The 23,674-nt window shown below is 44.0% G+C and carries 23 protein-coding genes; 12 read left to right on the plus strand and 11 right to left on the minus strand.

What is annotated here, in order from left to right; translation table 11 throughout:
* Nucleotides 1-11: 11 nt before the first annotated feature.
* Nucleotides 12-728, minus strand: coding sequence for a hypothetical protein (locus tag AC19MV_RS07765; protein WP_160051977.1), 717 nt, complete (start codon nucleotides 726-728; stop codon nucleotides 12-14).
* Between the two features lie 170 nt (nucleotides 729-898).
* On the opposite strand from AC19MV_RS07765, the gene AC19MV_RS07770 reads away from it, so the two are divergent.
* Both AC19MV_RS07770 and AC19MV_RS07775 read left to right on the plus strand, forming a co-directional pair.
* Nucleotides 899-1,450 (plus strand): DUF2780 domain-containing protein, encoded by a 552-nt coding sequence (locus tag AC19MV_RS07770; RefSeq protein ID WP_498306796.1) that lies wholly within the window; start codon nucleotides 899-901, stop codon nucleotides 1,448-1,450.
* 107 nt (nucleotides 1,451-1,557) lie between these two features.
* On the plus strand, nucleotides 1,558-2,010 hold the full coding sequence (locus AC19MV_RS07775; RefSeq protein ID WP_432400580.1) for a tellurite resistance TerB family protein: 453 nt from the start codon (nucleotides 1,558-1,560) through the stop codon (nucleotides 2,008-2,010).
* Nucleotides 2,011-2,021: 11 nt separating this feature from the next.
* On the opposite strand, the gene yjeH is transcribed toward AC19MV_RS07775, so the two are convergent.
* Nucleotides 2,022-3,296, minus strand: a complete 1,275-nt coding sequence (gene yjeH / locus AC19MV_RS07780) for an L-methionine/branched-chain amino acid transporter (protein WP_432400582.1) — start codon at nucleotides 3,294-3,296, stop codon at nucleotides 2,022-2,024.
* Between the two features lie 170 nt (nucleotides 3,297-3,466).
* Between yjeH and AC19MV_RS07785 the strand changes: the two genes are divergently transcribed.
* Entirely contained in the window at nucleotides 3,467-3,895 is a 429-nt protein-coding gene (locus AC19MV_RS07785) for an Lrp/AsnC family transcriptional regulator (RefSeq protein ID WP_498298128.1), read from the plus strand.
* A gap of 57 nt (nucleotides 3,896-3,952) precedes the next feature.
* Here the strand turns inward: AC19MV_RS07785 and AC19MV_RS07790 are convergent, their stop codons facing one another.
* Nucleotides 3,953-4,786 carry an HDOD domain-containing protein gene (locus tag AC19MV_RS07790; RefSeq protein ID WP_498306798.1) on the minus strand — a complete coding sequence of 278 codons (834 nt, stop codon included), beginning with the start codon at nucleotides 4,784-4,786 and terminating at the stop codon, nucleotides 3,953-3,955.
* A gap of 413 nt (nucleotides 4,787-5,199) precedes the next feature.
* On the opposite strand from AC19MV_RS07790, the gene menD reads away from it, so the two are divergent.
* Genes menD through menE form a run of 4 tightly spaced genes read left to right on the plus strand, consistent with a single transcriptional unit; the run spans nucleotide 5,200 to nucleotide 10,245 of the window.
* Nucleotides 5,200-6,939, plus strand: coding sequence for a 2-succinyl-5-enolpyruvyl-6-hydroxy-3-cyclohexene-1-carboxylic-acid synthase (gene menD, locus AC19MV_RS07795; protein ID WP_498306800.1), 1,740 nt, complete (start codon nucleotides 5,200-5,202; stop codon nucleotides 6,937-6,939).
* Nucleotides 6,939-7,730 (plus strand): 2-succinyl-6-hydroxy-2,4-cyclohexadiene-1-carboxylate synthase, encoded by a 792-nt coding sequence (menH, locus tag AC19MV_RS07800; protein ID WP_498306802.1) that lies wholly within the window; start codon nucleotides 6,939-6,941, stop codon nucleotides 7,728-7,730. The genes menD and menH overlap by 1 nt, the downstream gene beginning before the upstream one ends.
* An 8-nt stretch (nucleotides 7,731-7,738) precedes the next feature.
* A complete protein-coding gene (menC, locus tag AC19MV_RS07805) occupies nucleotides 7,739-8,839 on the plus strand; it encodes an o-succinylbenzoate synthase (RefSeq protein WP_498306804.1) in 1,101 nt (366 codons plus the stop codon).
* Nucleotides 8,839-10,245 carry an o-succinylbenzoate--CoA ligase gene (gene menE / locus AC19MV_RS07810; RefSeq protein WP_498306806.1) on the plus strand — a complete coding sequence of 469 codons (1,407 nt, stop codon included), beginning with the start codon at nucleotides 8,839-8,841 and terminating at the stop codon, nucleotides 10,243-10,245. Before menC ends, menE begins: the two co-directional genes overlap by 1 nt.
* Before the next feature lie 92 nt (nucleotides 10,246-10,337).
* On the opposite strand, the gene rpoH is transcribed toward menE, so the two are convergent.
* The 4 genes from rpoH to ftsY form a co-directional block, all read right to left on the minus strand.
* Nucleotides 10,338-11,195 (minus strand): RNA polymerase sigma factor RpoH, encoded by an 858-nt coding sequence (gene rpoH / locus AC19MV_RS07815; RefSeq protein ID WP_432400596.1) that lies wholly within the window; start codon nucleotides 11,193-11,195, stop codon nucleotides 10,338-10,340.
* A gap of 228 nt (nucleotides 11,196-11,423) precedes the next feature.
* Complete coding sequence (gene ftsX / locus AC19MV_RS07820; protein ID WP_432400598.1) at nucleotides 11,424-12,389, minus strand: permease-like cell division protein FtsX; 966 nt, start codon at nucleotides 12,387-12,389, stop codon at nucleotides 11,424-11,426.
* Nucleotides 12,386-13,069: a cell division ATP-binding protein FtsE gene (ftsE, locus tag AC19MV_RS07825; RefSeq protein WP_188957593.1), complete on the minus strand. Its 684-nt coding sequence runs from the start codon at nucleotides 13,067-13,069 to the stop codon at nucleotides 12,386-12,388. The genes ftsX and ftsE overlap by 4 nt, the downstream gene beginning before the upstream one ends.
* Nucleotides 13,070-13,072: 3 nt before the next feature.
* A complete protein-coding gene (ftsY, locus tag AC19MV_RS07830; protein WP_498306808.1) occupies nucleotides 13,073-14,860 on the minus strand; it encodes a signal recognition particle-docking protein FtsY in 1,788 nt (595 codons plus the stop codon).
* A 181-nt stretch (nucleotides 14,861-15,041) separates the two neighbouring features.
* Between ftsY and rsmD the strand changes: the two genes are divergently transcribed.
* Both rsmD and AC19MV_RS07840 read left to right on the plus strand, forming a co-directional pair.
* A complete protein-coding gene (gene rsmD, locus AC19MV_RS07835) occupies nucleotides 15,042-15,635 on the plus strand; it encodes a 16S rRNA (guanine(966)-N(2))-methyltransferase RsmD (RefSeq protein WP_498306810.1) in 594 nt (197 codons plus the stop codon).
* A 2-nt stretch (nucleotides 15,636-15,637) separates the two neighbouring features.
* Nucleotides 15,638-15,934 (plus strand): hypothetical protein, encoded by a 297-nt coding sequence (locus AC19MV_RS07840; protein WP_498306812.1) that lies wholly within the window; start codon nucleotides 15,638-15,640, stop codon nucleotides 15,932-15,934.
* A 72-nt stretch (nucleotides 15,935-16,006) separates the two neighbouring features.
* On the opposite strand, the gene AC19MV_RS07845 is transcribed toward AC19MV_RS07840, so the two are convergent.
* A complete protein-coding gene (locus tag AC19MV_RS07845; RefSeq protein WP_432400606.1) occupies nucleotides 16,007-16,570 on the minus strand; it encodes a NapC/NirT family cytochrome c in 564 nt (187 codons plus the stop codon).
* Between the two features lie 358 nt (nucleotides 16,571-16,928).
* Between AC19MV_RS07845 and AC19MV_RS07850 the strand changes: the two genes are divergently transcribed.
* From AC19MV_RS07850 to AC19MV_RS07860, 3 genes are all read left to right on the plus strand, one after another.
* Complete coding sequence (locus tag AC19MV_RS07850) at nucleotides 16,929-17,333, plus strand: hypothetical protein (protein ID WP_498306814.1); 405 nt, start codon at nucleotides 16,929-16,931, stop codon at nucleotides 17,331-17,333.
* Between the two features lie 140 nt (nucleotides 17,334-17,473).
* Nucleotides 17,474-18,952 (plus strand): efflux RND transporter periplasmic adaptor subunit, encoded by a 1,479-nt coding sequence (locus AC19MV_RS07855; protein WP_498306816.1) that lies wholly within the window; start codon nucleotides 17,474-17,476, stop codon nucleotides 18,950-18,952.
* A gap of 11 nt (nucleotides 18,953-18,963) precedes the next feature.
* A complete protein-coding gene (locus tag AC19MV_RS07860; protein ID WP_498306818.1) occupies nucleotides 18,964-22,095 on the plus strand; it encodes an efflux RND transporter permease subunit in 3,132 nt (1,043 codons plus the stop codon).
* 88 nt (nucleotides 22,096-22,183) lie between these two features.
* Here the strand turns inward: AC19MV_RS07860 and AC19MV_RS07865 are convergent, their stop codons facing one another.
* The 3 genes from AC19MV_RS07865 to AC19MV_RS07875 form a co-directional block, all read right to left on the minus strand.
* Nucleotides 22,184-22,462, minus strand: a complete 279-nt coding sequence (locus AC19MV_RS07865; RefSeq protein WP_498306820.1) for a hypothetical protein — start codon at nucleotides 22,460-22,462, stop codon at nucleotides 22,184-22,186.
* Nucleotides 22,462-22,722 (minus strand): hypothetical protein, encoded by a 261-nt coding sequence (locus tag AC19MV_RS07870; RefSeq protein ID WP_498298108.1) that lies wholly within the window; start codon nucleotides 22,720-22,722, stop codon nucleotides 22,462-22,464. Before AC19MV_RS07870 ends, AC19MV_RS07865 begins: the two co-directional genes overlap by 1 nt.
* A 99-nt stretch (nucleotides 22,723-22,821) precedes the next feature.
* Entirely contained in the window at nucleotides 22,822-23,601 is a 780-nt protein-coding gene (locus tag AC19MV_RS07875) for a VOC family protein (protein ID WP_498306822.1), read from the minus strand.
* Nucleotides 23,602-23,674 lie beyond the last annotated feature (73 nt).

The following is a 23,674-nucleotide window of genomic DNA, read 5'->3' on the forward strand; positions in this document are numbered from 1 at the left end:
TATTAATTCAGTTACTTTTCCAAATCGATTGGTTGGCGATTCACCATATACAATCTAAATAAGGCAATATTGACAAATAAGCCTAAAAACGCAAATAAGGTTTCGACGACTAACTGTAGTGGAAATCCTACTTGTGTTGCCATTTGGGTAAACACGCCAGCAAATAACGATAATGGAACATATAGCATTAATACGGCAATGGTTTTAAATGCTACTGAACCTGCGCTAAAGCTAAAGCTCTTTTTAATTGCTTCAAGTGGCGTTAAACGCTCAACCACGACCATAAAGTTGACATAGGCTAGACGGGCAAACAAATACAAACTCACCACCAAACCAATTAACCATAATGGACCAAACGCGGCAAAAATCATTACAGGCGCTAAAATCGCTAAACCAGAAAATACGCCCGCAAGTAACAGCGGTGGTACAAACGGTAAACTGGCTTTTAATATTTGTCCAGGCGATAACTCATGGCCTTGTGAGCGCAGCTCTAAAAATAATGTTAAGGCGGCAATCAGTACTGAAAATACTAACAATAGCACCATCATAACCGCTGCATGTGATGCGCCAAATTGTGGATTTTCTGGGTCGGCCGTTAACATTTCATTACCAAGCCAAAGCTGGATAGCAACTTGAATTAATAGCAGCGGCAAAGTCAGTGCTGCCAGCTGACGGATATGGTTTCGAAAAAAGTTTAATGCTTCAGTCAAAATAGCAAACAATGACATGTAAATTCCAATAATCGATTAACAATAAATATGGCGCTTAGGATACCCAAAAAAGCCTCAATTTGCACAATTGAAATCGCTAAAAAAGCAATCTCCTGTCGCATTTAGTCAAATCAGGGTAAAATAGCGCCCTAGTTTGACCATTTATATCATTAAACAGGACACGCATTATGAAATTAGCATCCGCATTACCGGTACTATTTACTGTCTTAGCATTCTCATCACCTGCATCTGCGGGTTGGTTAGACAAAGCATCTGAAGCCGCTAAAAAAGTTGTCGAAACTCCAGCTACAGCAACGGCTGCAGCAGAAACAGCGACGACGGCACAATCCACTGAATTAGTGGGTAGTGTGATGTCTCAGCTTGGTTTAAGCCAAACCCAGGCTGAAGGTGGATTAGGTTCATTGTTGAGCTTGGCGCAAACCAACTTAGGCGGTAACGATTTTAGCCAATTGACTAGTAGCATTCCTAATGCCGACGGTTTACTGGCTGCTGTACCGTCAATGTCATCAGACAGCGGTATGTCGGGTTTATTATCTAAAGCTGGCGATTTAGGTTCATCATTGCAAGGCACTGCCATGGTATACGATGCATTTGAAAAGCTAGGCATTTCAAAAGAGTACATCGTCCCTATGGTTGATATTGCTAAAAACTATTTAGAGCAAAGCGGTAGTGAAGGCACGGTAGGTTTGTTAACGAAAGGCTTGGGCTCATTACTTTAAATGAGTACCTTTTAAATTTGGTTAACATTAATTAATCCCAAGCCATTCGCTTGGGATTATCATTTTTGCTAGCATAAAATTGATAAAACCTCAGTTGTGGAGCCAATATGATCGCCAAACTAAAACAGTTTATTCAATCGCACACTCAAGAAAGTAGCCCTGAAGAAAAGGCCCAGCACCTCAATTTAGCCGCTGCGACGTTACTTTTAGAAGTGGTTTATGCTGATGAGAAACTGGCTGATGCTGAAGCGGCTTTACTGCCAGAGATGCTCATCAATACTTTAGGCATTAACTCCGAACAAGCCAAAGCCTTAACCGATGAGGCCAAACAAGCCCGTCACGATGCCATTTCGCTATTTGAATTTACGTCTGAAATTAATGCGCAATTTAGCATTGAAGATAAACAGCATTTATTATTGTCTATGTGGCGCTTAGCCTATGCCGATGGTGAATTATCTCAGTTCGAAGATCAAATCATTCGCCGTACTGCTGATTTGTTATATCTCAAGCACAGCGAATTAATTCAAATGCGTAATATTGCTATTCAACAATCTACCTGAGTAAATCTAGGTTAACTAGCAGGTAATTGCTTGCGTTGTAAGTGATTCTTTTGCCACCACATAAAAGGGGCAATCACCATGACCAACACCAACACATAAATCATATTGTCTGCTAGTGCGATGCCAATCCCAATACAAAACACGCAACCTGCTGCCACTAAAGGCCAATAGCGTTTACTGAGTAATTTAGCGGCAGATAACATCGCCAGTAAATAAATCACCACAAAAACGCCGTTACTCCACGCAATCAGCTTTTCTAAATCTTGGCCTGAATAAAACGTCAGTACAATCACCACCGCCATGCTGCCGAGGATGCCAAATAAAGCCCTAAACGGCACACCATGTTGGTTTAACTTCACAAAGTATCGGGGCAAAATACCTTCTTTACTAAAGCTCCACAATAAACGAGCAGCGCTTGCTGAATATACGTTCACGGTCGCTAAACCACTGGCAATACCTAATATACCAATAGCTTGTGCACCATAACCCTGTAAAAAACTGTCACTGAGCAAATAATCAAACGCACTTATCATGGCAAGGCCTGTTTTATCTGTTGGCACCATTAACAGTAAAAACGTGCAGGCGAGGTAAATCACTCCAACAAGGACCGTACCCATTAAAATCGCTGGGAGCATGTCTTTATCTGGCCGACGAAAATCACTCGCTAAATGAGTCATAGCCTCAATACCTAAAAAGCTCCAAAAACCGATACCCATGGCAATCATAACCGTACTCATTTGCGGATGACTGGTTTGGTTAAACGACTCAAGCTGCTCAGAGTTAAGTCCACTGGCGCCAAACAATAACGCCACCACCGTCACTATGGCTAAAGTAAGCGCAAATTGCAGTTTAGCCGACACTTGAATGCCGCGAATATTCAAGCCTAATAGCATTAACACCACAATTAACTCTGCTACCAGCTGCCAGCCACCGTGAAGTGGTATTAAGGCATTCATAAACTGAAAGGTCATTAAAATGGCTGCTGGAGCACCTATGGGGATCACCAATAAAAAGAGTAATCCTATGGTTCGTCCAGCTGTGCGGCCAAATGCTTTTTCAACAAAATAGGCAGGCCCTGCGGCATGAGGAAAGCGGCTGGCCAATAAACCAAATACTAGCGCAACGGGAATAATGGCTAACGTGAGTATTAGCCAGGCAAGCAATGCCCCTGAGTCTGCTACCGCAATGGTCATTTGCGGTAAAATAAATACCCCTGTACCCAGCAATGTGGTGGCCATTAACCCAGCACCTTGCCAGCGACCTATCGTTCCTGTTATTTGATTCATAATGTTATTCTTGCTGTGATATATTGCATTATTATAAGTGCCATCGGCTCAACATTCTGCGGGTTCATCAGCGCAAGCCGCTTGTTAAAACCGACAAAATGACGGAATTAACTTCTTACGCCGCCAATATGACGGAGAACAGATATTAATGACAACTCAGGAATACTGCATTGGATAAATTTGATAAAGCGATTATAAGCGCATTACGCCTCAATGCTCGACAGAGTATTTCGTTTATTGCCGAACAAGTGAATTTGTCACGCAGTGCTGTGACGGAGCGAATTAAAAAATTAGAACAAAGTGGTGTTATTCGTGGGTATCAGGTGTTACTCAGCGAATCTCAAAAGCAAGGTGTGTCTGCTTACTTTGAAATTCAGCACCGCTGTGCACGTTGCGCGGAAGTGATCCATATTTTTACCACTATTCCTGAAGTCATTACTTGCCAGGGGATCACTGGCGACATGGACTTACTGGTTTATGTGCATGCTAACTCGATGCAACGTCTGCATGAAATCCGAGAGTTTATTGATGCCCAAGCCGATATTGTTAAAATTAAAACTCATGTCGTGTTAAGCGAATGGATTAATAACCAGGCATAAAAAAGCTCTGTAAAAACAGAGCTTATGGTGGCGCTAATTGCTAAAAATAGCGATTAGTTACGCCAGTTGGTTACCGATTTCTAATCCTTTGCCTCTTAACATCATCAATTTGTCGCCCAAGCCAGACATGTCCATTTTAATGATACCGGCTTCATTATTCGCCTTACCTGCTAACCATGCAGTAAATGACTCATCATCACGTTCATCATCCCAGTAAGCAAAAACTTCATGAGACAAATAAATCACTGCGGCCAGTTTTGAAGCCGGTTTGGCCTTAAGCGGCGCACGTTGAAATTCAATCCCCTGCACTAACGACGGAGCAAATTTCCAGTTTGTTGCCAATAACGCACCAACAGATGGAGAGTCGAACCCGAGTAAACTGTTCTCAAGCTGCTGTTTATCTGCACCTTCTGCCACAGCGGCTCGAATTTGTGCAGCCACAACAGGCTCAACGACGGCAATTAATAAATCACCAATTTTATGTAAAATGGCACAGGTAAATGCTTCATCTGGCACCACACCACAGACTTTAGCTATTTCTTGAGAATACAGTGCAATCTCAAAAGTCTCGCCCCAAAACTCAGCTAAATCGATACCTTCTGCATTTGGAATCGCGCCAACAACAGCCGATGCTATCACTAAGGTTCGTAACGTTTGCATTCCCAAACGGACCACGGCATCTTCAATAGAACCGACTTCACGGCTGCGACCAAAATGAGCCGAGTTTGCGAGGCGCAATACTCTTGCGCTAATTAACGGGTCTTGCGCGACTTTTGCAGAAATACTTTTTATAGAGGTATCTTCATTATTAACGGCATCAAGTAACTCGCTGACGGCTTTGGGTAAACGCGGTAATTCATCGACTCTTTTTAATAGTGCTGCTGACGGCATATGTTTAGGTCCTTACATTAACGGATACGTATATAAATCACTTTTACAACTTTAGCACAACATAAATAAAACAATTGCTAATACAGTGAATGATTATTGCTATTGGCACTTTATTATTTAACCTGAACTTGGGATAAGGAATGAACTTATATTATTTAAAACAGCACGTTAACCCCTCTCTCTTTCAAGCTTGTCATTTGTTATGCTAACAAGGCGAATTGACACATCAATAGCTAGCCTATTGCAAGTCGATTCCACGCAGTTAGCAGGGCAAAGGACTGCTTGAAAGGCGTTTATTATTCCGAGTTGAGGTTATTTATGCGTCGGCTTTAAAAAGTCTGCGTTAAACCTTAGATATCAAGCACACTTGGCGTTACACTAATATTCGTTATTTATCTTCTACATGAGCCAATATGCAACAACAGACTAGCGCAGATATGAATTTATTATGGGGACAATTGATCCTCGAGGAACTTGCGCGTTTAGGCGTTAAACATGTGTGCATGGCGCCGGGTTCTCGTTCAACGCCATTGACATTAGCTGCTGCTAGCCAAACTCAAATCACTCGCCACATTCATTTTGATGAACGAGGGTTAGGCTTTATGGCGCTTGGCCTTGCTAAAGCCAGTAACGCCCCTGTTGCCATTATCACCACCTCGGGTACTGCGGTAGCAAACTTATATCCGGCGATTGTTGAGGCATGGCTTACTCATGTGCCATTAATTGTATTGTCAGGTGATCGCCCAAGTGAATTAATTGATTGCGGTGCCAATCAAGCCATTATCCAACCGGCTATTTTTGCCGGCTATGCCAAGCAATTAAATTTACCGACACCAGATATTGGCTATCCGGCTAATGCACTATTAAGTGCCATTGACCATGCAGTCACTAACCAACACCAACCGGTGCACATCAACTGTATGTATCGAGAACCGTTATACCCTGCTGAACTGGTCACATTAGCCCATGTAAAAAAAACCGCCAGTGTGACTACCAGCACTTATCTTGCGCCACTCAATACATGGTTTGACAATAACAAACCGCTGACTCGGTATGCTGGATTAAACAGTGCTGAATTACCCTCTACAGACACCCTAATGCGCTTTGTGCATGGTAAAGGGGTAATTGTAGTCGGGACATTGTCACCGGCTGATAATCCACACTTGATTGTGGCATTAGCACAAAAACTCGGCTGGCCGTTATTAGTCGACGCACAATCACAATTACGCCAACACCCGGGGGTCATTGGTCATACAGACCAATTATTGCTTAATGCTAAAGCCAGCAAACTGCTTGAACAAGCTGAGCGGGTATTAGTTTTTGGTGGACGTTTTGTCTCCAAACGTCTTATTCAATATTTGGCTCAACAGGCCTGGCACAGCTACTGGCAAATATTAAATCATTGCGATCGCTTAGACCCAACACATCAAAATAAACACATATGGCAAGCCAGTGTGCAAGCGGTGTGTCAATTACCCTGGCCACGATCTTCAGACGCGAATTGGGCACTGCAACTATTACCCTATAATGAATCGTTAGAGTCGGTACTTAAGCAGCAAATTGATAATACGAGTTTTGGCGAAGCACAAGTCATACGTACCGTTGCAGCGAATCAAACTGATGAACACATCTTATTTATTGGCAATAGCTTACCCATTCGCCTTTATGATATGTATGCCCCAATAGCCACCAATACCCCCGCAATTTACACCAACCGTGGCGCATCTGGCATTGACGGCCTAATTGCCACTGCATGCGGTGTCGCAGCAGACAAAAAAGCCCCCACTACCTTACTCATTGGTGACTTATCTTGCTTGCATGACTTCAACTCGATGGCATTGCTAAAACAAATGACCCGCGCCTTTGTGCTAGTGATTATTAATAATGATGGCGGCAATATTTTTAACTTATTGCCAGTACCCGATGAAAGCTTACGTAATGATTTTTATCGCTTAAGCCATGGTTTAGAGTTTGGTTATGGTGCGGCAATGTTTGGCTTAGCATATCGCCAGGTAGACGACATTGAATCGTTTAAGCAAGCGTATCAAGAGGCCTTTGAATTTAACTGTGCATCAGTGATTGAAGTTAATGTGGCGCCCAATCAAGCCAGCGATCAAATTGCACAAATTAACCAATGGGTGAAACAGCACTAATGCTCATCATCCGTCGTTTTGGCCACCCGAGCTTACCCGCATTAGTCATGTTGCATGGCTTTTTGGGCAGTAAAGACGACTGGTCTACTTTAATGCCAAGTTTAAGCCAACACTTTCATTGTATTTGCATCGATTTACCCGGCCATGGTGCAAATACATTGGCATTAGCATCTCCAGGGTTTAGTCAAGTAGCTGCGCATATTGTCGCCAAAGTCAGTGAACTTGGAATAAACCAGTTCCACTTATTGGGCTACTCATTAGGCGGCAGAATTGCCTTACATATTGCTCAAGACTTTCCTAACGCACTACTCAGTTTAACCTTAGAGTCGGCTCACCCAGGGTTAATAGACGATATACAGCGCGACGCTCGAGCTAAAAGCGATTTGCTGTGGGCCAAAAAGTTACAGCAGTTAACGATAACCGCCTTTTTGGCACTGTGGTATCAACAAACTGTATTTAATGACCTGAGTAAAATACACAAACAGCAATTAATTGCACTACGCAGTAACAATAATCCGCAACGCCTTAATAATTGCTATCTCGCCACTTCTCTCAGCCTGCAGCAAGACTGTAGAGCGGTGCTAAACCAACTCTCTTGCCCCTGTTTTTACCTTTATGGTGAAGACGACAGTAAGTTTGCGCAAGTGGCTAAAGACTGGCAAGCTCAGTACCGTAACGCCAAATTAACACTGCAGCCTTTAGCGGCGGCCGGACACAATATTCATAGCCTACATCCAAGGTTATTCAGTGACACTTTATTGGCTTTACTTAATCCCATCACCTCTGCTTAGGAGTTGCTATGCAAGCTGTCGACGCGCCAACCATTAGCAGTGCTTCATTATATCGATATCATATTGCACTCAACCCAACCTTACCTGTGGCGAAGCAACGCATTGATCACCGTAAAGGTGTGGTGTTAGTCGTAAACTTGACCAATGAGCACCACACACAACAAGCCTGGGTTGAAATAGCACCGCTGTCGGGAATTGATACTGAAGGCTTGCCCATTGAAGGCTTTAGCCAAGAGTCACTCGATGATGTGATGTCGTATTTATCGCAATGCGCAAATCAACTGATTGGCCAATCTGCCAATGCCATAATGGCGTTAGTAGATAATGCATTATTGCCGTGTTGCGCGTTTGGACTGAGTTTATTGCATGCTAAAATAACGCAACAACTGCCTTGTAGAATTGACAACCCACACACTCAATCGGCCACGGTTCCGCTGGTTTATGCCGGTATGACTGAACAACAACTGCAAGCCAAACTGCTGCAAAATGGCACCGTAAATAGCGTTAAAGTCAAAGTGGCACAAACGACGATGGAGGATGAAATAGCCTTTATTTATCGAGTGTTAGAGATCGCGCCACAGGTCAGTTTGCGCTTAGATGGTAATCGCGGTTTTAGCCTCGAACAAGCCATCGACTTTTTAGCTTGTTTGCCCAAAGATAAAATAGAATACATTGAAGAGCCCTGCATCAATCCAGCTGACAACCCACATGTTTTTCGGCACCTTGGCGTTAGCTACGCCCTGGATGAATCGCTTAACTCATCCACGTTTGATGTTGTTAATGCGATAAAAAAACAACCTGGTATTGGCGCGCTTATTATCAAACCTATGTTACTCGGCTCACTCGCTAAATTACAAAACATGATAGACACCGCCCATAGTTATGGCGTGCGCTGCATTATAAGTTCGAGCTTAGAGTCCGATATTGGCATTAATGACTTACACCTCGTAAGCCAGGCGTTAACACCCAACGAAACACCCGGGTTAGACACCTTAAACGCATTTAGTCAGTCATTATTACTTGCACCAGCAATAGTGCAGAAGCTTAATATTAACGCTTTACAGCTAATCCATCATGCTGGTGAATCAAACGAGGAAGTTGATTCATAATGATGATATCGCCACTACATCAAACCGCGCTAAAGACACCAAATGCCATCGCAATTGAAGATGGCCATGACACTTATACTTATGCCACCTTAAGCGCAATGGTGAGTAATTTAACGCAATCATTACAGGCACAACATATTGGGCGTTGCGACATTGTGGCGTGCTTGTCACAAAACAATTTAGAGATGATTTGCCTGTACTGGGCTTGTATTGATGCTGGCTGGGTATTTTTACCTTTATCACCTCGGTTATCTAACCAGCAAATTACTCAGCTAATTGATACTTATCAAATACAATGGCTATGGACAGACAGCCCCAGTAGACAAATAGACATTGAGGTCGCCCATTGGTTAAACGTATCACTGTGTATACAAACCAATCCATCGCCAACTACCGTTAAAATATCACCTCACATTGCCTCTAATATCATCCTGACATCGGGCTCTAGCGGCACCCCCAAAGCGGCCATACATTGCTTGCTCAACCACATCGCAAGCGCACAAGGCTCGGCTAGCTATATTCCACTAAAAATGAATGATAGCTGGTTATTGTCTTTACCATTGTTTCATATTGGCGGCTTAGCGATATTGCATCGATGCACCCTAGCCGGTGCCTGCATAGCACTTCGTAACTCGGCTATGTCATTAGCCGAACAACTGCAACAAAGCGATATTACCCATGTGTCGTTAGTGCCAACTCAGGCATTACAAATATTAGCGCAGCAGCCCCACGCTTTAACCCATGTAAAAGCCTTATTATTAGGCGGTGGCATGATAGAACCGCAACTCATTAGCACCCTCAACGCGCACAATATCAAAGCTTACACCAGTTATGGCATGACAGAGATGAGCTCGCAAATCACCACGGCAAAAGCCAATCTCGCTGGCCATCATGGCCGCCCCTTACCTGCACGGCAGCTAAAGCTAGTCGACGGGATAATTTGGGTTAAAGGAGAATGCTTATTTTTAGGGTATTTAACCCCCCAAGGTATTTCACTGCCAGTTGACGACCAAGGTTGGTTTTGTACTCAAGATAAAGGTCAGCTTAATGATAAAGGCCAGTTGATGATTTCAGGAAGAGTAGACAATATGTTTATTTGTGGCGGTGAAAATGTTCATCCAGAACAACTTGAAGCGGTGTTAATGACACACCCTAACGTGGCTCAAGCGATTGTATTTGCTATGCCAGACCCCATTTTTGGCTACTTACCTGCAGCGATTATCGACTATGTCGATGAATACGATACAGAGCAAGTCAATGCACAACTGAGTGAGTTAATAGAGCAAAAGGTAGCGCGCTTTATGCGTCCAAGACAGTATTTTGGCTGGCCTAAACAGGTCATATCGAGCGGCATTAAAGCGCCCAGAAAATTGATTATTGCTGCCATTCAACAGTCGGTGGTGTGAAGAGACATTAACGCTTAAATAACTTAAATGCTAAAAACAAAAAAACCTGCCGCGGCAGGTTTTTTTAGTTTAAAAAGTGTAGGGAATAAAGCTTATTCCATACACGCTTTAAGCTTGTTCATGGCATTTTTTTCTAACTGCCTGATACGTTCTGCTGACACTTGATAAGCTGAAGCAAGTTCTTGTAGCGTGGTTTTATTATCATCTAACCAACGGGCGCGAAGAATATGTTGGCTGCGGTCATCTAAGGTTTTGATTGCTGATAATAAACGCGCTTGCGAGTCAGCTTCCCAATTGTCGTTTTCAACCTGTTCGGCTAAATCTGAAGAATGGTCTTCTAAATACAATGCGGGAGCAAAATCATGGTTATCATCATCGCTGTCGTTGGCAAGATCAAACGCAGGATCTTGCGCGGCCATGCGTGACTCCATTTCAGTCACATCAGCTTTCGACACACCCAGATTTTCTGCCACCATAGTGACTTCAGCGTCGCTGAACCAACCTAAACGCTTTTTAGATTTACGAATATTAAAGAACAGCTTACGCTGAGCTTTAGTGGTCGCAACTTTTACGATACGCCAGTTTTTAAGCACGTATTCATGAATTTCGGCTTTAATCCAATGCACTGCAAATGAGACTAAACGAACACCAACGTCTGGATCAAAGCGTTTTACCGCTTTCATCAAACCAATGTTGCCTTCTTGAATGAGGTCAGCCTGAGGTAAACCATAACCTGAGTAACCTTTAGCAACGTGAACCACGAAACGAAGGTGCGACATAATTAATTGCTTTGCAGCCTGTAGATCGCCTGTTTCTTGTAAACGCTTGGCAATATCGTACTCGGTATCCGCGTCCAACATATTAATGCTGGTCACAGACTGGATATACGCTTCTAAACTACTACTGCCTCTAGGGACAGTCAGTGCCATTGATTGCGTTTGATAAGTCATTCGCTCTCCTACTACATTCAAAAAATTTACTTCAGTTAACTAAATACGCTTTATGAAACCCAACGGTTCATCTATTTCTACACTCGATTTAGCTGATGAACTATCAACTAAATGACATCATATGTCAAATCAGCTTCAGCTCAATTAATATTTTCACCGCTGGCCAATCACAATGCAAGTGAACAATCGTTCATTAATAGTCTTGTTAACACTATTATATGCCTTTAATTATGAAGGCTCAATATTACGCAAGTGCTGTCGTACCGATAAATACGAGCCTAGCCAACCTAAAAATGACGCTAACAAAACAAGCTTGATCAACTCAGCAAAGGTCAACGATTGAATAGTCAACTGGCTACCATACAAACCCAGTAATTCCGCTAATGCACTGTCGAGATACCACACTAATATGTTAATGATAAGCCAGGCTAAAATACCGCCTATCACCCCATACCAAATGCCAGTATACAAAAAAGGCCTTTGAATAAATGCTTCGGTTGCACCCACCAGCTTCATCACTTCAATTTCAGTACGTCGGTTCATAATGGCTAATCGAATAGTGTTACCAATCACCAACACGACAGCTAATACTAATAACGCGGCGATGGCCAGCACGGTTTTCTCAAGTAATTTAAGCAGTGCTTGCAAGCGTTCTAGCCACTCAATGTCGAGCCGACCAAAGTTAACTTCAGGCTCACGCTCCAATTTTGCCAATAACTCACGCGCACCGGTTGGGCTTGAATACTTAACCGATGGAGTCACTGTCACCACGGCGGGCAGCGGGTTTTCGTCAAGGTACGACAGTGCCTCACCAAATCCAGATAAGCGCTGAAACTCTTCAAGCGCTTGATCTCGACTGATATAGCTCACGGTTTCGACTTCTCTAAACGCTTTAATCCGCGATAATAAACTTTGAATCGATTGCTCACTGCGGCCTTTATTAATAAATAGTGATATTTCAGCCGCACTGTTCCACGACTGAGTAATATTTTCGGCATTTTTAACCAGCACCTGTAATGCTGCGGGCAAGCTTAAGCTCACGCCGAGCACGGCCATGGTCATAATCGATGATACCGGGCTGCGCCACAGCTCTCCCATACTCGACATGCCTTGTTGCACATGTCGAATAAAGAACATCACTATGCGGCCGCTTAACGGTAATTTACTTTGCGTAATATTGGGTTTCTTGCTCATCGCATCGCCTCCCTATCACTGCTTTCGCCGCCGAGCATTCTGCCTTGGCGCAAGGTAAATGTGCGGTATTTCATGCGTGCAATAAGGCCAAGGTCATGGGTGGCAATTAATACGCTTGTGCCTGAGTCGTTAAAGGTCTCAAACAGGCGCAAGATGTCCATCGACAATTTAGGATCTAAGTTACCGGTGGGCTCATCGGCTAGCAGTAATGGAGGCTTGTTAACAATCGCTCGAGCGATACCGACGCGTTGCTGCTCACCACCCGATAACATAATCGGTAAGTGACGCTCTTTGCCGTATAGACCCACCATATCGAGGGCACCCGCAACACGCTTACGAATTTCACCATGAGAAAAACCTTCGATAACCAAAGGCAGAGCAATATTGTCAAACACGCTCTTATCCATCAGTAGATGATGGTTTTGGAAAATCATTCCGATATTGCGACGCAAATAAGGCACATGCTTAGGGCCAACATTGGCAATGTTGTGACCATTAATCGATACTTTACCTGCAGTTGCACGTTCGATAACCGTGATCAATTTGAGCAAGGTACTTTTACCCGCACCTGAATGGCCGGTTAAAAAAGCCATTTCACCTTGTCTAAGATGAAAATTGACATCCATCAGCGCTTTTTGACCGCCTGGATAAATTTTACTGACCTGCTCAAATTGGATCATAAATTATTGGTCCGTTTTTTCCTGACTGAATAACGCTTCAATAAAGTCGTTGGCGTTAAACGTACGTAAATCGTCAATTTGTTCGCCTACGCCAATGTGGCGAATAGGGATATTAAATTTGTCGGCAATGGCGAATATCACCCCACCTTTAGCTGTGCCATCAAGCTTACTGATCGTTAACCCCGTAACCCCTACGGCTTCTTGGAATAACTGCGCCTGACTAATAGCATTTTGGCCTGTGCTCGCATCGAGGGTAAGCATCACTTCATGCGGAGTATCTGGGTCAAGTTTTTTCATCACTCGAACCACTTTTTTCAGCTCTTCCATTAAGTGACTTTTGTTTTGCAAACGCCCGGCGGTATCGGCAATTAATACGTCAACTTTACGCGCTTTGGCCGCTTGTAATGCATCAAATAATACCGATGCACTATCGGCGCCAGTATGCTGAGCGATCACAGGGATATTGTTGCGCTGGCCCCATACCTGAAGCTGTTCAACCGCCGCAGCACGGAAGGTATCACCTGCCGCTAACATGACAGATTTACCTTGATTTTGATACTGTTTTGCTAATTTACCGATAGTGGTGGTTTTACCCACGCCATTAACGCCGACCATCAAAATAACAAATGGACCATTGGCGTTATCAGGGACTAATGGAATCGCGACCGGCTCTAGCATTTTTTGCATTTCTTCACGCATTAAGTCGTATAACGCTTCTGCATTTTTAAGCTGCTTGCGCGACGCATGTTCCGTTAAGCTTTTAATCAATTTAGTGGTTGTTTCAACACCCACATCGGCAATCAATAATTGCTCTTCTAGCTCTTCAAACAACTCATCATCGATTTTTTTACCACTGAATAAGCCAATAAAACCAGAACCGATATTTTCGCTGGTACGCATTAAGCCGCGCTTTAAGCGGGCGAACATGCCTTCTTTTTTAGGTTTTTCTTGTGGCTCGTCTTGACGTTCGAGCTCAATGGATTCAATAGGCGCTTGTTCGAGTGCCAACTTTTCAGCGGCCAAAGCTTCTGCTGCGATAGCCTCTGAATCAAGACGCTCTTGCTCTAGGCGTGCTTTTTCAGTCGCTTGCTGCTCGGCCAACTCTTGTGCAACGAGTTCTTGTGCTGCTAATGTTTGAGCGGCCAATTGCTCAGCTGCAAGTTTTTCGGCCGCCAATGCTTCTGTTTCAGCCGCAAGACGCTCAGCTTCGAGATGTGTTTGCTGAGCAAGTTCATTCTCAATGCGCAATTGTTCTAGGCGTTCAGCTTCTATACGAGCAGCTTCTTGTTCGGCTTGCTGTGCGGCTAATTGCTCCGCGGCAAGCTTTTCGGCAGCTAATGCCTCTGCTTCGGCGGCCATACGCTCAACGTCAAGTCGTGCTTGTTCTGCACGCTCATTCTCAATGCGTTGTTGTTCTAGGCGTTCAGCTGCTAAACGGGCAGCTTCTTGTTCGGCTTGCTGTGCGGCTAATTGCTCCGCAGCGAGTTTCTCGGCGGCTAATGCTTTAGTTTCAGCAGTTATTCGCTCAGCTTCAAGGCGTGCTTGCTCAGCACGTTCATTATCAACACGTTGTTGTTCAAGCTGCTGTTTTTCAAGTTCTAAAGCCTCGATACGAGCCGCTTCTACCTGGGCAGATTCTGCTGCTTGCTTTTGTTGCTCAGCTTGTTGAGTTTGTTCTGCTGCGTCAGTGGCAACATCATGCGAAATTTCTGCATCAGGTTGTTGCTGTTCTTCAACTTCAGGGGCGGGCTTATCTTTACGAAACCAGGAAAAAAAACCTTTCTTTGCCATGTTTGCTACCAGTATTTATAGGTTTAAAAATTCGGTTGAAGCCGTTTGTTGCATCTCTGTGCAGTAAAATGATGAATACTCACATTTAATCACGAGTTTGATATAAAATAACGACGGTTCAGATTGTGGCATAGTCTACCACTTTCTTTTTTCTTTGTTCAGGCAAAATCACGAGGGTGAGATGGCTAAAAAAAACACCAGTAGCGGTCAGGTGCGAATTATTTCAGGTCAATGGCGCTCACGTAAGCTTCCGATCCATGATCTTGAAGGTTTACGTCCAACAACCGATCGGGTTCGCGAGACCTTATTTAACTGGATAGCCAACGATATTCGCGGCGCTCGAGTGCTCGACTGTTTTGCTGGCAGCGGTGCATTATCGCTGGAGGCTCTGTCGCGTTACGCAGAATTTGCCACCATGATTGAGTTGCAGCGAGATGCCGCCAATCAATTAAAACAAAACCTTACTACTCTACAATGCCAAAATGCCGAAGTCATCAATGGTGACAGCTTACAAGTGCTGGCTAAAGGCACTAAAAACGGTGTTGACCTGGTTTTTATTGACCCACCATTTCGTAAAGAACTCGCAGCCAAAGCCATTGATCTATTAATGGCTCACCAATGGCTCAACAACAATGCCTTTATTTACGTTGAAACCGAGTCCGAAATTGCAACGTTACCCGTACCCGCCTCATGGATTCCACTTAAAGAGAAGCAGGCTGGCCAGGTGACTTACCGACTTTATCAATATCAAACAACTGACACATCGGCGCAGTAGTTATGCTCAGCAATCTGACATTAAACAATACGGTGCGAAATGATCTGATATTAATCGGTAAAACCGCCACATTGTCGATGTGGGCCTTATTCACCTATGGATTTTTTGTGTTTAGCCAAGATGTCATAGCCATACTGACTCTTATCGCTACATTGTCTGCGGTGATACACCTGTTATTACTTTTAGCCGTATGCCTAAGCCCTAGGAGTAAACATCAACCCACCCTAAAATACGCAGCCATTTTACTGTGGGGCATATTTGCCTTAGGTCACCTTAAGCCTCAATCGGTAACCGTTTAGCGCGATTCACTTTGTACCTGATACAAAAAAGCCTCGTTAATTTAACGAGGCTTTTTTAAAGTCGATACGCTATTACTTTTTAGGGTAAGGGTGAGCAACACCTTTGTGGCAATCTACACAGGTTTTTCTGTCTTCAGGTGCTTTCTTGAAGTTATTGCTGTGCATTCTAACAGCCATTTTCTTCATCGTTTCTGGCTGGTCTTCATAAATACGTGTATGGCAGTGCTGACAATTAGCAGAATCATTACTACGGAAATATTCTAACGCTAAGTCGGCTTGTTCTTTACGGTTTTCGTCTAACCATTCTTGCGTCATAAAGCCATCGATAGTCATTAAGCCAATAATGTCTTTTGACACGATGATTTTCTTAATCAAGTAATCAACTGGACCATGCGGTAAGTGACAGTCTTGACATTGCACAGTCACACCGGCTTTACCGCCACCGTGAGCTGACGCCATAACTTCATCTCTTAACGAGTGATCTCGGTGACACGTCATACAAAAAGCATCGCTACTTGTTGCATGTAATGTCTGTTGTGTTGCGAAATAGCCTACGACACCCACAATTACACCAACCACAATAAGTGCAATAATTGAGTACTTCGCGCTTGGTTTAAATAGTGCACGCCAGTTCATTGTTCAATCTCCATAATTTGCTAAAACTACATTTCTAATATTTGTTTATCTAGTTTAGGATTTTTTAACATTATAAAATTGATTCTAGTCGCTGTTTTTATGATTCCTTATCAGAAAATATCTAAAATGAGAGATAGATCGCTACTCATTGTCACTGAACAGCTTAAAAACGTTCCGAATGCTGAAATGGTTTAGTGTTTTTAGCGGTCTTATTGATTTAATTAAGGTTAAAAATGTGTACTGGCGCATTGTTTGCTACTCCGTATGCGATTATATTGTTACGGGTCTTAAGTATTGTGATTAGTCTTCACTATGATTGATCGATAAAGCTTACATGTTGGTTCACTTTTAGGATGTCATGCGTAAATCTATTCGCCATTACCTGATTGCTATTTGCACTTTGTTGTCTTTAATCGGACAAGGTGTGTTAGCTAATGGCTATACCATGATTATGCCCAGCGATATGAAGATGAATGAACAGATGATCACGAAAGTGATGCCAAACGACATGAAAAGTGGCAGTGATTGCCACAGCATGATGCAAGATGAAACAAACATTGCCACTAGCTCAAACCATTGTTGTGATAATGCCGCTAGTTGCACTAATGACTGCAGCCATTGCTTTACCATTACTTTTACGGGCACGGTTTTCAGTACCGATATAGCGATTAGCCCTACCCCTGAAGATACTGCGGTAACCTTACCGATTGCACAATTATTCTCTATTGATGGCTCCCCTGCGTTTCGCCCCCCTATTGTTTAACCTCACTTCTATAATGTCGGCGTAAACTCGACGACGTAAACTCGATTATATTTTTTACTTGATATTCATGGTTTATCTGCGTATTGGCGCAACACAATTTTTGTATTGTATGCCGCGCTCAACCATGACCAGAGGTTGATATGAAACACGCTTTTATTGTTGCACTATTAGCAACGGCGAGCTTATTAAGCTACGCGACGGCTTTCCCTGCCTATGCGGCATCTGAACCGGCAGCACATGAACAGCATCAACACAATTATTACTGCCCCATGCACCCTGATGTCACGAGTGACAAGCCAGGTAGTTGCCCTAAATGTGGTATGTTTTTAGTCGCAAAAGAGCCTGAAACAGCTGATGTTGAATCTCAGTCAGTAGCTCACCACGAAGCACACATAACACCTGCTGCCAAAAAAGTATTTGAGCAACCGATTAGCTCGCTTCAACCCATGGCCAAACCAAGCTTAACCAACCAAACTCCCACCCAGACAACTAAATATATTTGCCCAATGCATCCTCATGTTGTGTCTGATGCGCCGGGTAGTTGCCCGATTTGTGGTATGAATTTAGAAAAAGTGGCTGTCGGTGACGCAAGCCAAGAAATCGTGGTGGGCGTATCAGGTGGAATGCAACAAGCGCTAGGTATGCGCAGCCATGTAGTGGCTAAGAGCAATTTATCGCGCCAAGTCAATACCATTGGCACTGTGCAATACAACGAAAATACCATAGGCCATGTACACACTCGCGCCACCGGATGGATTGAAACGCTGACAGTGCACAATGTTGGCCAACAGGTAAAGCAAGGTCAACTCTTGTATGAGTTGTATTCACCAGAGCTCGTTAATGCTCAAGATGATTACTCACAAGCGCTAGATTACCTTAAACAAGATAAGCAACGTGGCAGCATATTATTGAGTAAAGCCCGTAAGCGCTTAGAATTATTAGGCGTCGATAATGCGGTGATTAATCGCCTAGAAAAAACCGGAGAAACCATTTATCGCGTGCCGTTTTATGCGCCGCAAAGTGGCTTTATTAGTAAGTTAACCATTCGTCATGGCATGTATATTCAACCGGGTGATACCTTATTTGAAATTGTCAATTTAGACAGTGTATGGGTCATTGCAGACGTATTTGAGAACGAACAAAGTTGGTTAACAGAAGGGCGTAAAGTCAGTGTCAGCGCAGCGGCACAAGGCCTGTTTGATATTGATTCAAACATTGATTATATCTATCCAGAGCTAGACCCAGTTACCCGAGCTATGCGAGTCAGAATTCAATTAAACAACATACAAGACAAACTGAGGCCCGGCACCTTGGTAGATGTCACCTTGTACGGGCAACCCAAACAGGATGTCTTGACAGTACCTACCGAAGCGTTGATTTTAACCGGCAGAGAAAACCGCGTAGTGGTACAACGCAGCGACACTAGCTTTGCATCAGTGTCAGTAAAAGTCGGCATGATGGCTCAAGGTAAAGCGGAAATTATCCAAGGTTTAAATGAGCACGACAAAGTGGTCGTATCTGGACAGTTTTTACTTGATTCAGAAGCCAGTATTCAAGGCAGTTTGCAGCGTTTAAGTGGTGCAGGTACTCAAGCCCAAACTGACGTTCATCAACACTAAGGAGCCTTGCTATGCTAGCGCAAATTATCAATGCTTCAATTAAAAACCGTATTATGGTGTTGTTGTTTACGGCAATCATTGCCCTGGTGGGTTTTCAAGCCATGCGCACCACGCCATTGGATGCATTGCCCGATTTATCAGATGTACAGGTCATCGTTAAAACCAGTTATCCAGGTCAGGCACCTCAGCTGGTAGAAGACCAAATAACCTACCCATTGTCGTCGGCCATGTTGGCGGTTCCCGGCGCCAAAACCGTGCGCGGGTTCTCGATGTTTGGCGACTCGTTTGTGTATGTGATTTTTGAAGACGGTACCGACATTTATTGGGCCCGTTCACGCGTGCTTGAGTATCTTTCGCAAACCCAAGATCAACTACCGGCTGGAGTGACGCCGAGTTTAGGTCCTGATGCATCTGGTGTCGGTTGGATTTTTCAATATGCACTTGTTGACCGTAAAGGCCAATACGATTTAGCGCAATTGCGCTCTCTGCAAGATTGGTTTTTAAAGCTTGAGCTGCAAAGTGTCGCTGGCGTATCAGAAGTCGCGACCGTTGGCGGCATGGAACAAACCTATCAAGTGGTCGTCGACCCGCATAAGTTGGCGTTGTATCAAATCGATTTAATGACCATTAAAAATGCCCTCGACAATTCTAATAGCTCAACGGGTGGCTCGGTGATTGAAATGGCCGAGGCGGAATACATGATCACCTCAAGTGGTTATCGCCAAACCATTGCTGATTTTGCTGAAGTGCCGTTGGGCATATTATCTGAAACCGGCACGCCAATATTAATGAAAGATGTCGCAGAATTACGCACAGGCCCAGCGGCAAGGCGCGGTATTGCTGAGCTTGATGGACAAGGTGAAGTCGTGGGCGGTATTGTGGTGATGCGCTACGGCGAAAACGCCCTTGAAACCATTAATAATGTCAAAATTAAGCTCGAACAAATCAGTAATGGCCTGCCAGACGGAGTGGAGTTAGTCACCACTTATGACCGCTCAGAGCTGATTGTGCGATCAGTCGACAACCTCAAACATAAAGTGCTCGAAGAGATGCTGGTTGTGGGGCTAATTTGTTTACTCTTTTTATTACATGCCCGCTCGACATTAGTGGCCATTATCACTCTACCCATCTCGATTTTGATCAGCTTTATTGCGATGCATTTTATGGGGGTGAATGCCAACATTATGAGCTTAGGCGGGATAGCTATCGCCATTGGCGCAGTGGTTGATGCATCAATCGTAATGGTAGAAAATACTCACAAACATTTAGAGCATTATCGCCAACAACACGGCAGTGCCCCTGAGGGCGAAGCACATTGGCAGCTAGTAAAAGAAGCCTCTGTCGAAGTCGGCCCAGCACTGTTTTTCAGTTTATTAATTATTACCTTAAGCTTTACCCCTGTGTTTGCGTTAGAAGCACAAGAGGGGCGCTTGTTTCATCCTCTCGCCTTTACCAAAACCTTTGCTATGGCCGCATCGGCAATTTTAGCCATCACCTTAATTCCGGTATTAATGGGCTATTTTGTTCGTGGAAAAATCCCCGATGAGCGTAAAAACCCACTCAGTCGTATCTTGATTGCGCTATATCAACCGCTATTAAAATGGGTGTTACGTTTTCCTAAAATCACCATAATGATGGCATTAGTGGCATTGCTCAGCGCCTATTATCCCCTTAGCCAAATGGGCTCAGAGTTTATGCCAACGCTAGAAGAAGGTGACTTGCTGTATATGCCCACCACATTACCCGGCGTTAGTGCAGGGAAAGCGGCGGAGATTTTACAACAAACAGACAGGCTGATTAAAACGGTGCCTGAAGTTAAGCGGGTATTTGGTAAAGTGGGCAGAGCAAAAACAGCCACCGACCCCGCACCGTTAACCATGTTAGAAACTACCATTATGCTTAAACCCACAAGCGAATGGCGAACTGGCGTCACATTAGAAAGTATCATTGCCGAACTGCAAAAAACGGTACGTATTCCGGGTATGACTAACGCTTGGGTACAACCGATTAAAACCCGTATAGATATGTTATCCACTGGTGTTAGAACCCCGGTCGGCATCAAAATATCAGGCTCAAATGTTGAGGAGTTACAGCGAATAGGCAGTGAAATAGAAGCAGTAGTAAGCCAATTACCGGGCACCTTATCGGCATTTGCACAGCGCAGCAGTGGTGGTCGTTATATTGATATTACCCCTAACTTGAAAAATGCCGCCCGCTACGGCATGACACTCAAAGACATTCAAGATGTGGTGCAAATTGCCATTGGCGGCATGACGGTGGGCGAATCGATTCAAGGTCAGGAACGCTACCCAATTAATATTCGTTACCCAAGGGAGTTACGCGACAACATTGAAAAGCTAAAAGACTTACCCGTGCTCACTAAAACCGGTAAATACCTACCCTTAAGTTACCTCGCTGAACTGACCATTAGCGACGGCGCGCCGATGCTTGCCAGTGAGAATGGCCGCCTTATTTCATGGGTGTTTGTCGACTTAAAAGATATTTCAATTGGTGAGTATATTACCCAGGCTCAAACCGCACTCGATGAACAAATTAGCTTACCTGCGCGTTACAGCTACAGCTTTGCCGGCCAATATGAATACATGCAGCGGGTTGAAGCTAAAATGACACTGGTGATCCCGCTTATGATTGCGGTGATTTTTATCTTGTTGATGATGACCTTTAACTCAACAATTCAGGCTCTGGTGATTATGCTCAGTTTGCCATTTTCACTGGTGGGCAGCGCATGGTTACTTTACTCGCTCGAGTTTAATTTTTCGGTGGCGGTATCGGTTGGCATGATAGCACTGGCTGGTGTGGCCGCTGAGTTTGGGGTGGTGATGCAGGTGTACCTCAACAACAGTATTGCCGCTTACAAACGAGAAGACCGTTATCAAACTAAGGCCGACTTAACGGCTGCGCTTATCGAAGGTGCGGTAATGCGTATACGCCCTAAAGCCATGACGGTTGCCACCATCTTTTTTGGCTTATTACCCATCATGTGGGGCAGCGGTACAGGCAATGAAGTGATGCAAAAAATTGCTGCACCTATGGTAGGCGGTATGGTCACCGCGCCGCTATTATCGCTATTTGTGATACCGGCGATTTACTTACTAATTTATGGTCGACGGTTGCCTGCATAATCATTGGCAGACGCTATAAAGCAAAATCCCAAACAATGTATTGTTTGGGATTTTTATTATCACATCAACAACCTAAATTAAGCTGAGGTTAATTCCGCTTAAGTGACTCATTAAGTTGATCCGCTTCATCTTGTTTCTTCTTCTTACATGCAGCGATGTCATCAGGATGACCGTGTTTGCATGGATCGCTGGCTAAAATCGCCATAGGCAGATTGAGTATCATGTAATCTGTATCATTTTTATTATCGTCGGCATTGCCAGCATTGCCTAAACGGTTTGGCGACGTGCCGCTACAAGCCGTTAAGACAAGTAAACTAGACCATATCAGGCTCGATAAGAGGGTCGATTGCACAAGCTGCTTTTTCATTATTGAGTGATCCTTTGTTTTTCACGCGCTAAACTCATCATCTTAAACATTCCCCATGCCATAATCGCGCCACCAATAACCAACATTGCATTAATAATCATTGGGTGAGCTAGCATAGGTAAAAAGCCTTCGTCAAAGCCGGCAAATATTCCGTAAAGCCCCAGACCAAACAATAACGTGCCGGGAAAATCGATAATGGCCACCATTAGCATACTGCGGTTAATTCGTGCTAATGCTGTTTGTGTTGTTTCTTGAGTCATAAATTCATCCTTGGGTGTATTCCATCTGTATTGCTAATCAGTCTGACATCGATTGTTAATTTGAGTTCAAATAATGACCTAATACAAGATACTAAACATTTATGCAGCTGGGTCCAATAGCGAAATAATCGAGAAAAATCCGCCTTGCGGATCATTGAGTACCGAAAAACGTCCCACATTAGGGATGTCGGTAGCGGGTACGCACACGGTCGCGCCCAAACTTTTTGCTTTAGCGAGCGCGGAATCGCAATCATCAACTGCAAAATAGTTCATCCAATGCGCTGGCGCATCGCCCCATTCTGCCGTCATTTCCATCATGCCGCCAACAGCTTGCTCACCCACATACCATTCGGTGTATTCAAAATCGGCCATATCTGCAAGTTTGGTTTGATAGCCTAGCACCTTACTATAAAATGCTTTAGCGGCTGCGGTGTCACGACAGGCTAACTCAACCCAGCATAAGGTATTAGCTTCTTGTGCCCGTTTTATGCCTATATGATCTTGCCCTTGCCACAGTGCAAAACGGCTACCTTCAAGGTCGGTGCATAATGCCATGTGGCCTGCGTCCCCAACCGAATGTGGCCCAGCTATCACTTGTCCGCCAGCTTGTTTAACTAATTCAGCGGTAACATCAACATCATCAACAGCAAAGTAGAGCGTCCAATGTGTGGGCAACGCTTGCATATCCTCTGGCATTGGGTACATCGCGCCAATATCGTCACCTTCAATTTGCAACATAGTGTAATGCCCTTCAGGCATTGGCATATCATCAGCTTCCCAACCAAATAATGCCTGATAAAACGCTTTACCAGCGCTCCAATCGTGTGTAGCCAGCTCAATCCAGCATGGTTGCCCTTGTTGATATTGTTGTACTTTCATTATTGTTGTCCTGTAGTCGCAATTACTGATAGGTAATAGTTATAAGTTAAGTTGATATCACCCAAAAAGCAAA

The sequence above is a fragment of the Shewanella sp. MF05913 genome (assembly GCF_059758095.1).

Bases quoted from the DNA above. Each gene is read 5' to 3' on its own strand.
- AC19MV_RS07765 (WP_160051977.1), bottom strand. From the start codon at position 728: ATGTCATTGTTTGCTATTTTGACTGAAGCATTAAACTTTTTTCGAAAC.
- AC19MV_RS07770 (WP_498306796.1), top strand. From the start codon at position 899: ATGAAATTAGCATCCGCATTACCGGTACTATTTACTGTCTTAGCATTC.
- AC19MV_RS07775 (WP_432400580.1), top strand. From the start codon at position 1,558: ATGATCGCCAAACTAAAACAGTTTATTCAATCGCACACTCAAGAAAGT.
- yjeH (WP_432400582.1), bottom strand. From the start codon at position 3,296: ATGAATCAAATAACAGGAACGATAGGTCGCTGGCAAGGTGCTGGGTTA.
- AC19MV_RS07790 (WP_498306798.1), bottom strand. From the start codon at position 4,786: ATGCCGTCAGCAGCACTATTAAAAAGAGTCGATGAATTACCGCGTTTA.
- menD (WP_498306800.1), top strand. From the start codon at position 5,200: ATGCAACAACAGACTAGCGCAGATATGAATTTATTATGGGGACAATTG.
- menH (WP_498306802.1), top strand. From the start codon at position 6,939: ATGCTCATCATCCGTCGTTTTGGCCACCCGAGCTTACCCGCATTAGTC.
- menC (WP_498306804.1), top strand. From the start codon at position 7,739: ATGCAAGCTGTCGACGCGCCAACCATTAGCAGTGCTTCATTATATCGA.
- menE (WP_498306806.1), top strand. From the start codon at position 8,839: ATGATGATATCGCCACTACATCAAACCGCGCTAAAGACACCAAATGCC.
- rpoH (WP_432400596.1), bottom strand. From the start codon at position 11,195: ATGACTTATCAAACGCAATCAATGGCACTGACTGTCCCTAGAGGCAGT.
- ftsX (WP_432400598.1), bottom strand. From the start codon at position 12,389: ATGAGCAAGAAACCCAATATTACGCAAAGTAAATTACCGTTAAGCGGC.
- ftsE (WP_188957593.1), bottom strand. From the start codon at position 13,069: ATGATCCAATTTGAGCAGGTCAGTAAAATTTATCCAGGCGGTCAAAAA.
- ftsY (WP_498306808.1), bottom strand. From the start codon at position 14,860: ATGGCAAAGAAAGGTTTTTTTTCCTGGTTTCGTAAAGATAAGCCCGCC.
- rsmD (WP_498306810.1), top strand. From the start codon at position 15,042: ATGGCTAAAAAAAACACCAGTAGCGGTCAGGTGCGAATTATTTCAGGT.
- AC19MV_RS07840 (WP_498306812.1), top strand. From the start codon at position 15,638: ATGCTCAGCAATCTGACATTAAACAATACGGTGCGAAATGATCTGATA.
- AC19MV_RS07845 (WP_432400606.1), bottom strand. From the start codon at position 16,570: ATGAACTGGCGTGCACTATTTAAACCAAGCGCGAAGTACTCAATTATT.
- AC19MV_RS07850 (WP_498306814.1), top strand. From the start codon at position 16,929: ATGCGTAAATCTATTCGCCATTACCTGATTGCTATTTGCACTTTGTTG.
- AC19MV_RS07855 (WP_498306816.1), top strand. From the start codon at position 17,474: ATGAAACACGCTTTTATTGTTGCACTATTAGCAACGGCGAGCTTATTA.
- AC19MV_RS07860 (WP_498306818.1), top strand. From the start codon at position 18,964: ATGCTAGCGCAAATTATCAATGCTTCAATTAAAAACCGTATTATGGTG.
- AC19MV_RS07865 (WP_498306820.1), bottom strand. From the start codon at position 22,462: ATGAAAAAGCAGCTTGTGCAATCGACCCTCTTATCGAGCCTGATATGG.
- AC19MV_RS07870 (WP_498298108.1), bottom strand. From the start codon at position 22,722: ATGACTCAAGAAACAACACAAACAGCATTAGCACGAATTAACCGCAGT.
- AC19MV_RS07875 (WP_498306822.1), bottom strand. From the start codon at position 23,601: ATGAAAGTACAACAATATCAACAAGGGCAACCATGCTGGATTGAGCTG.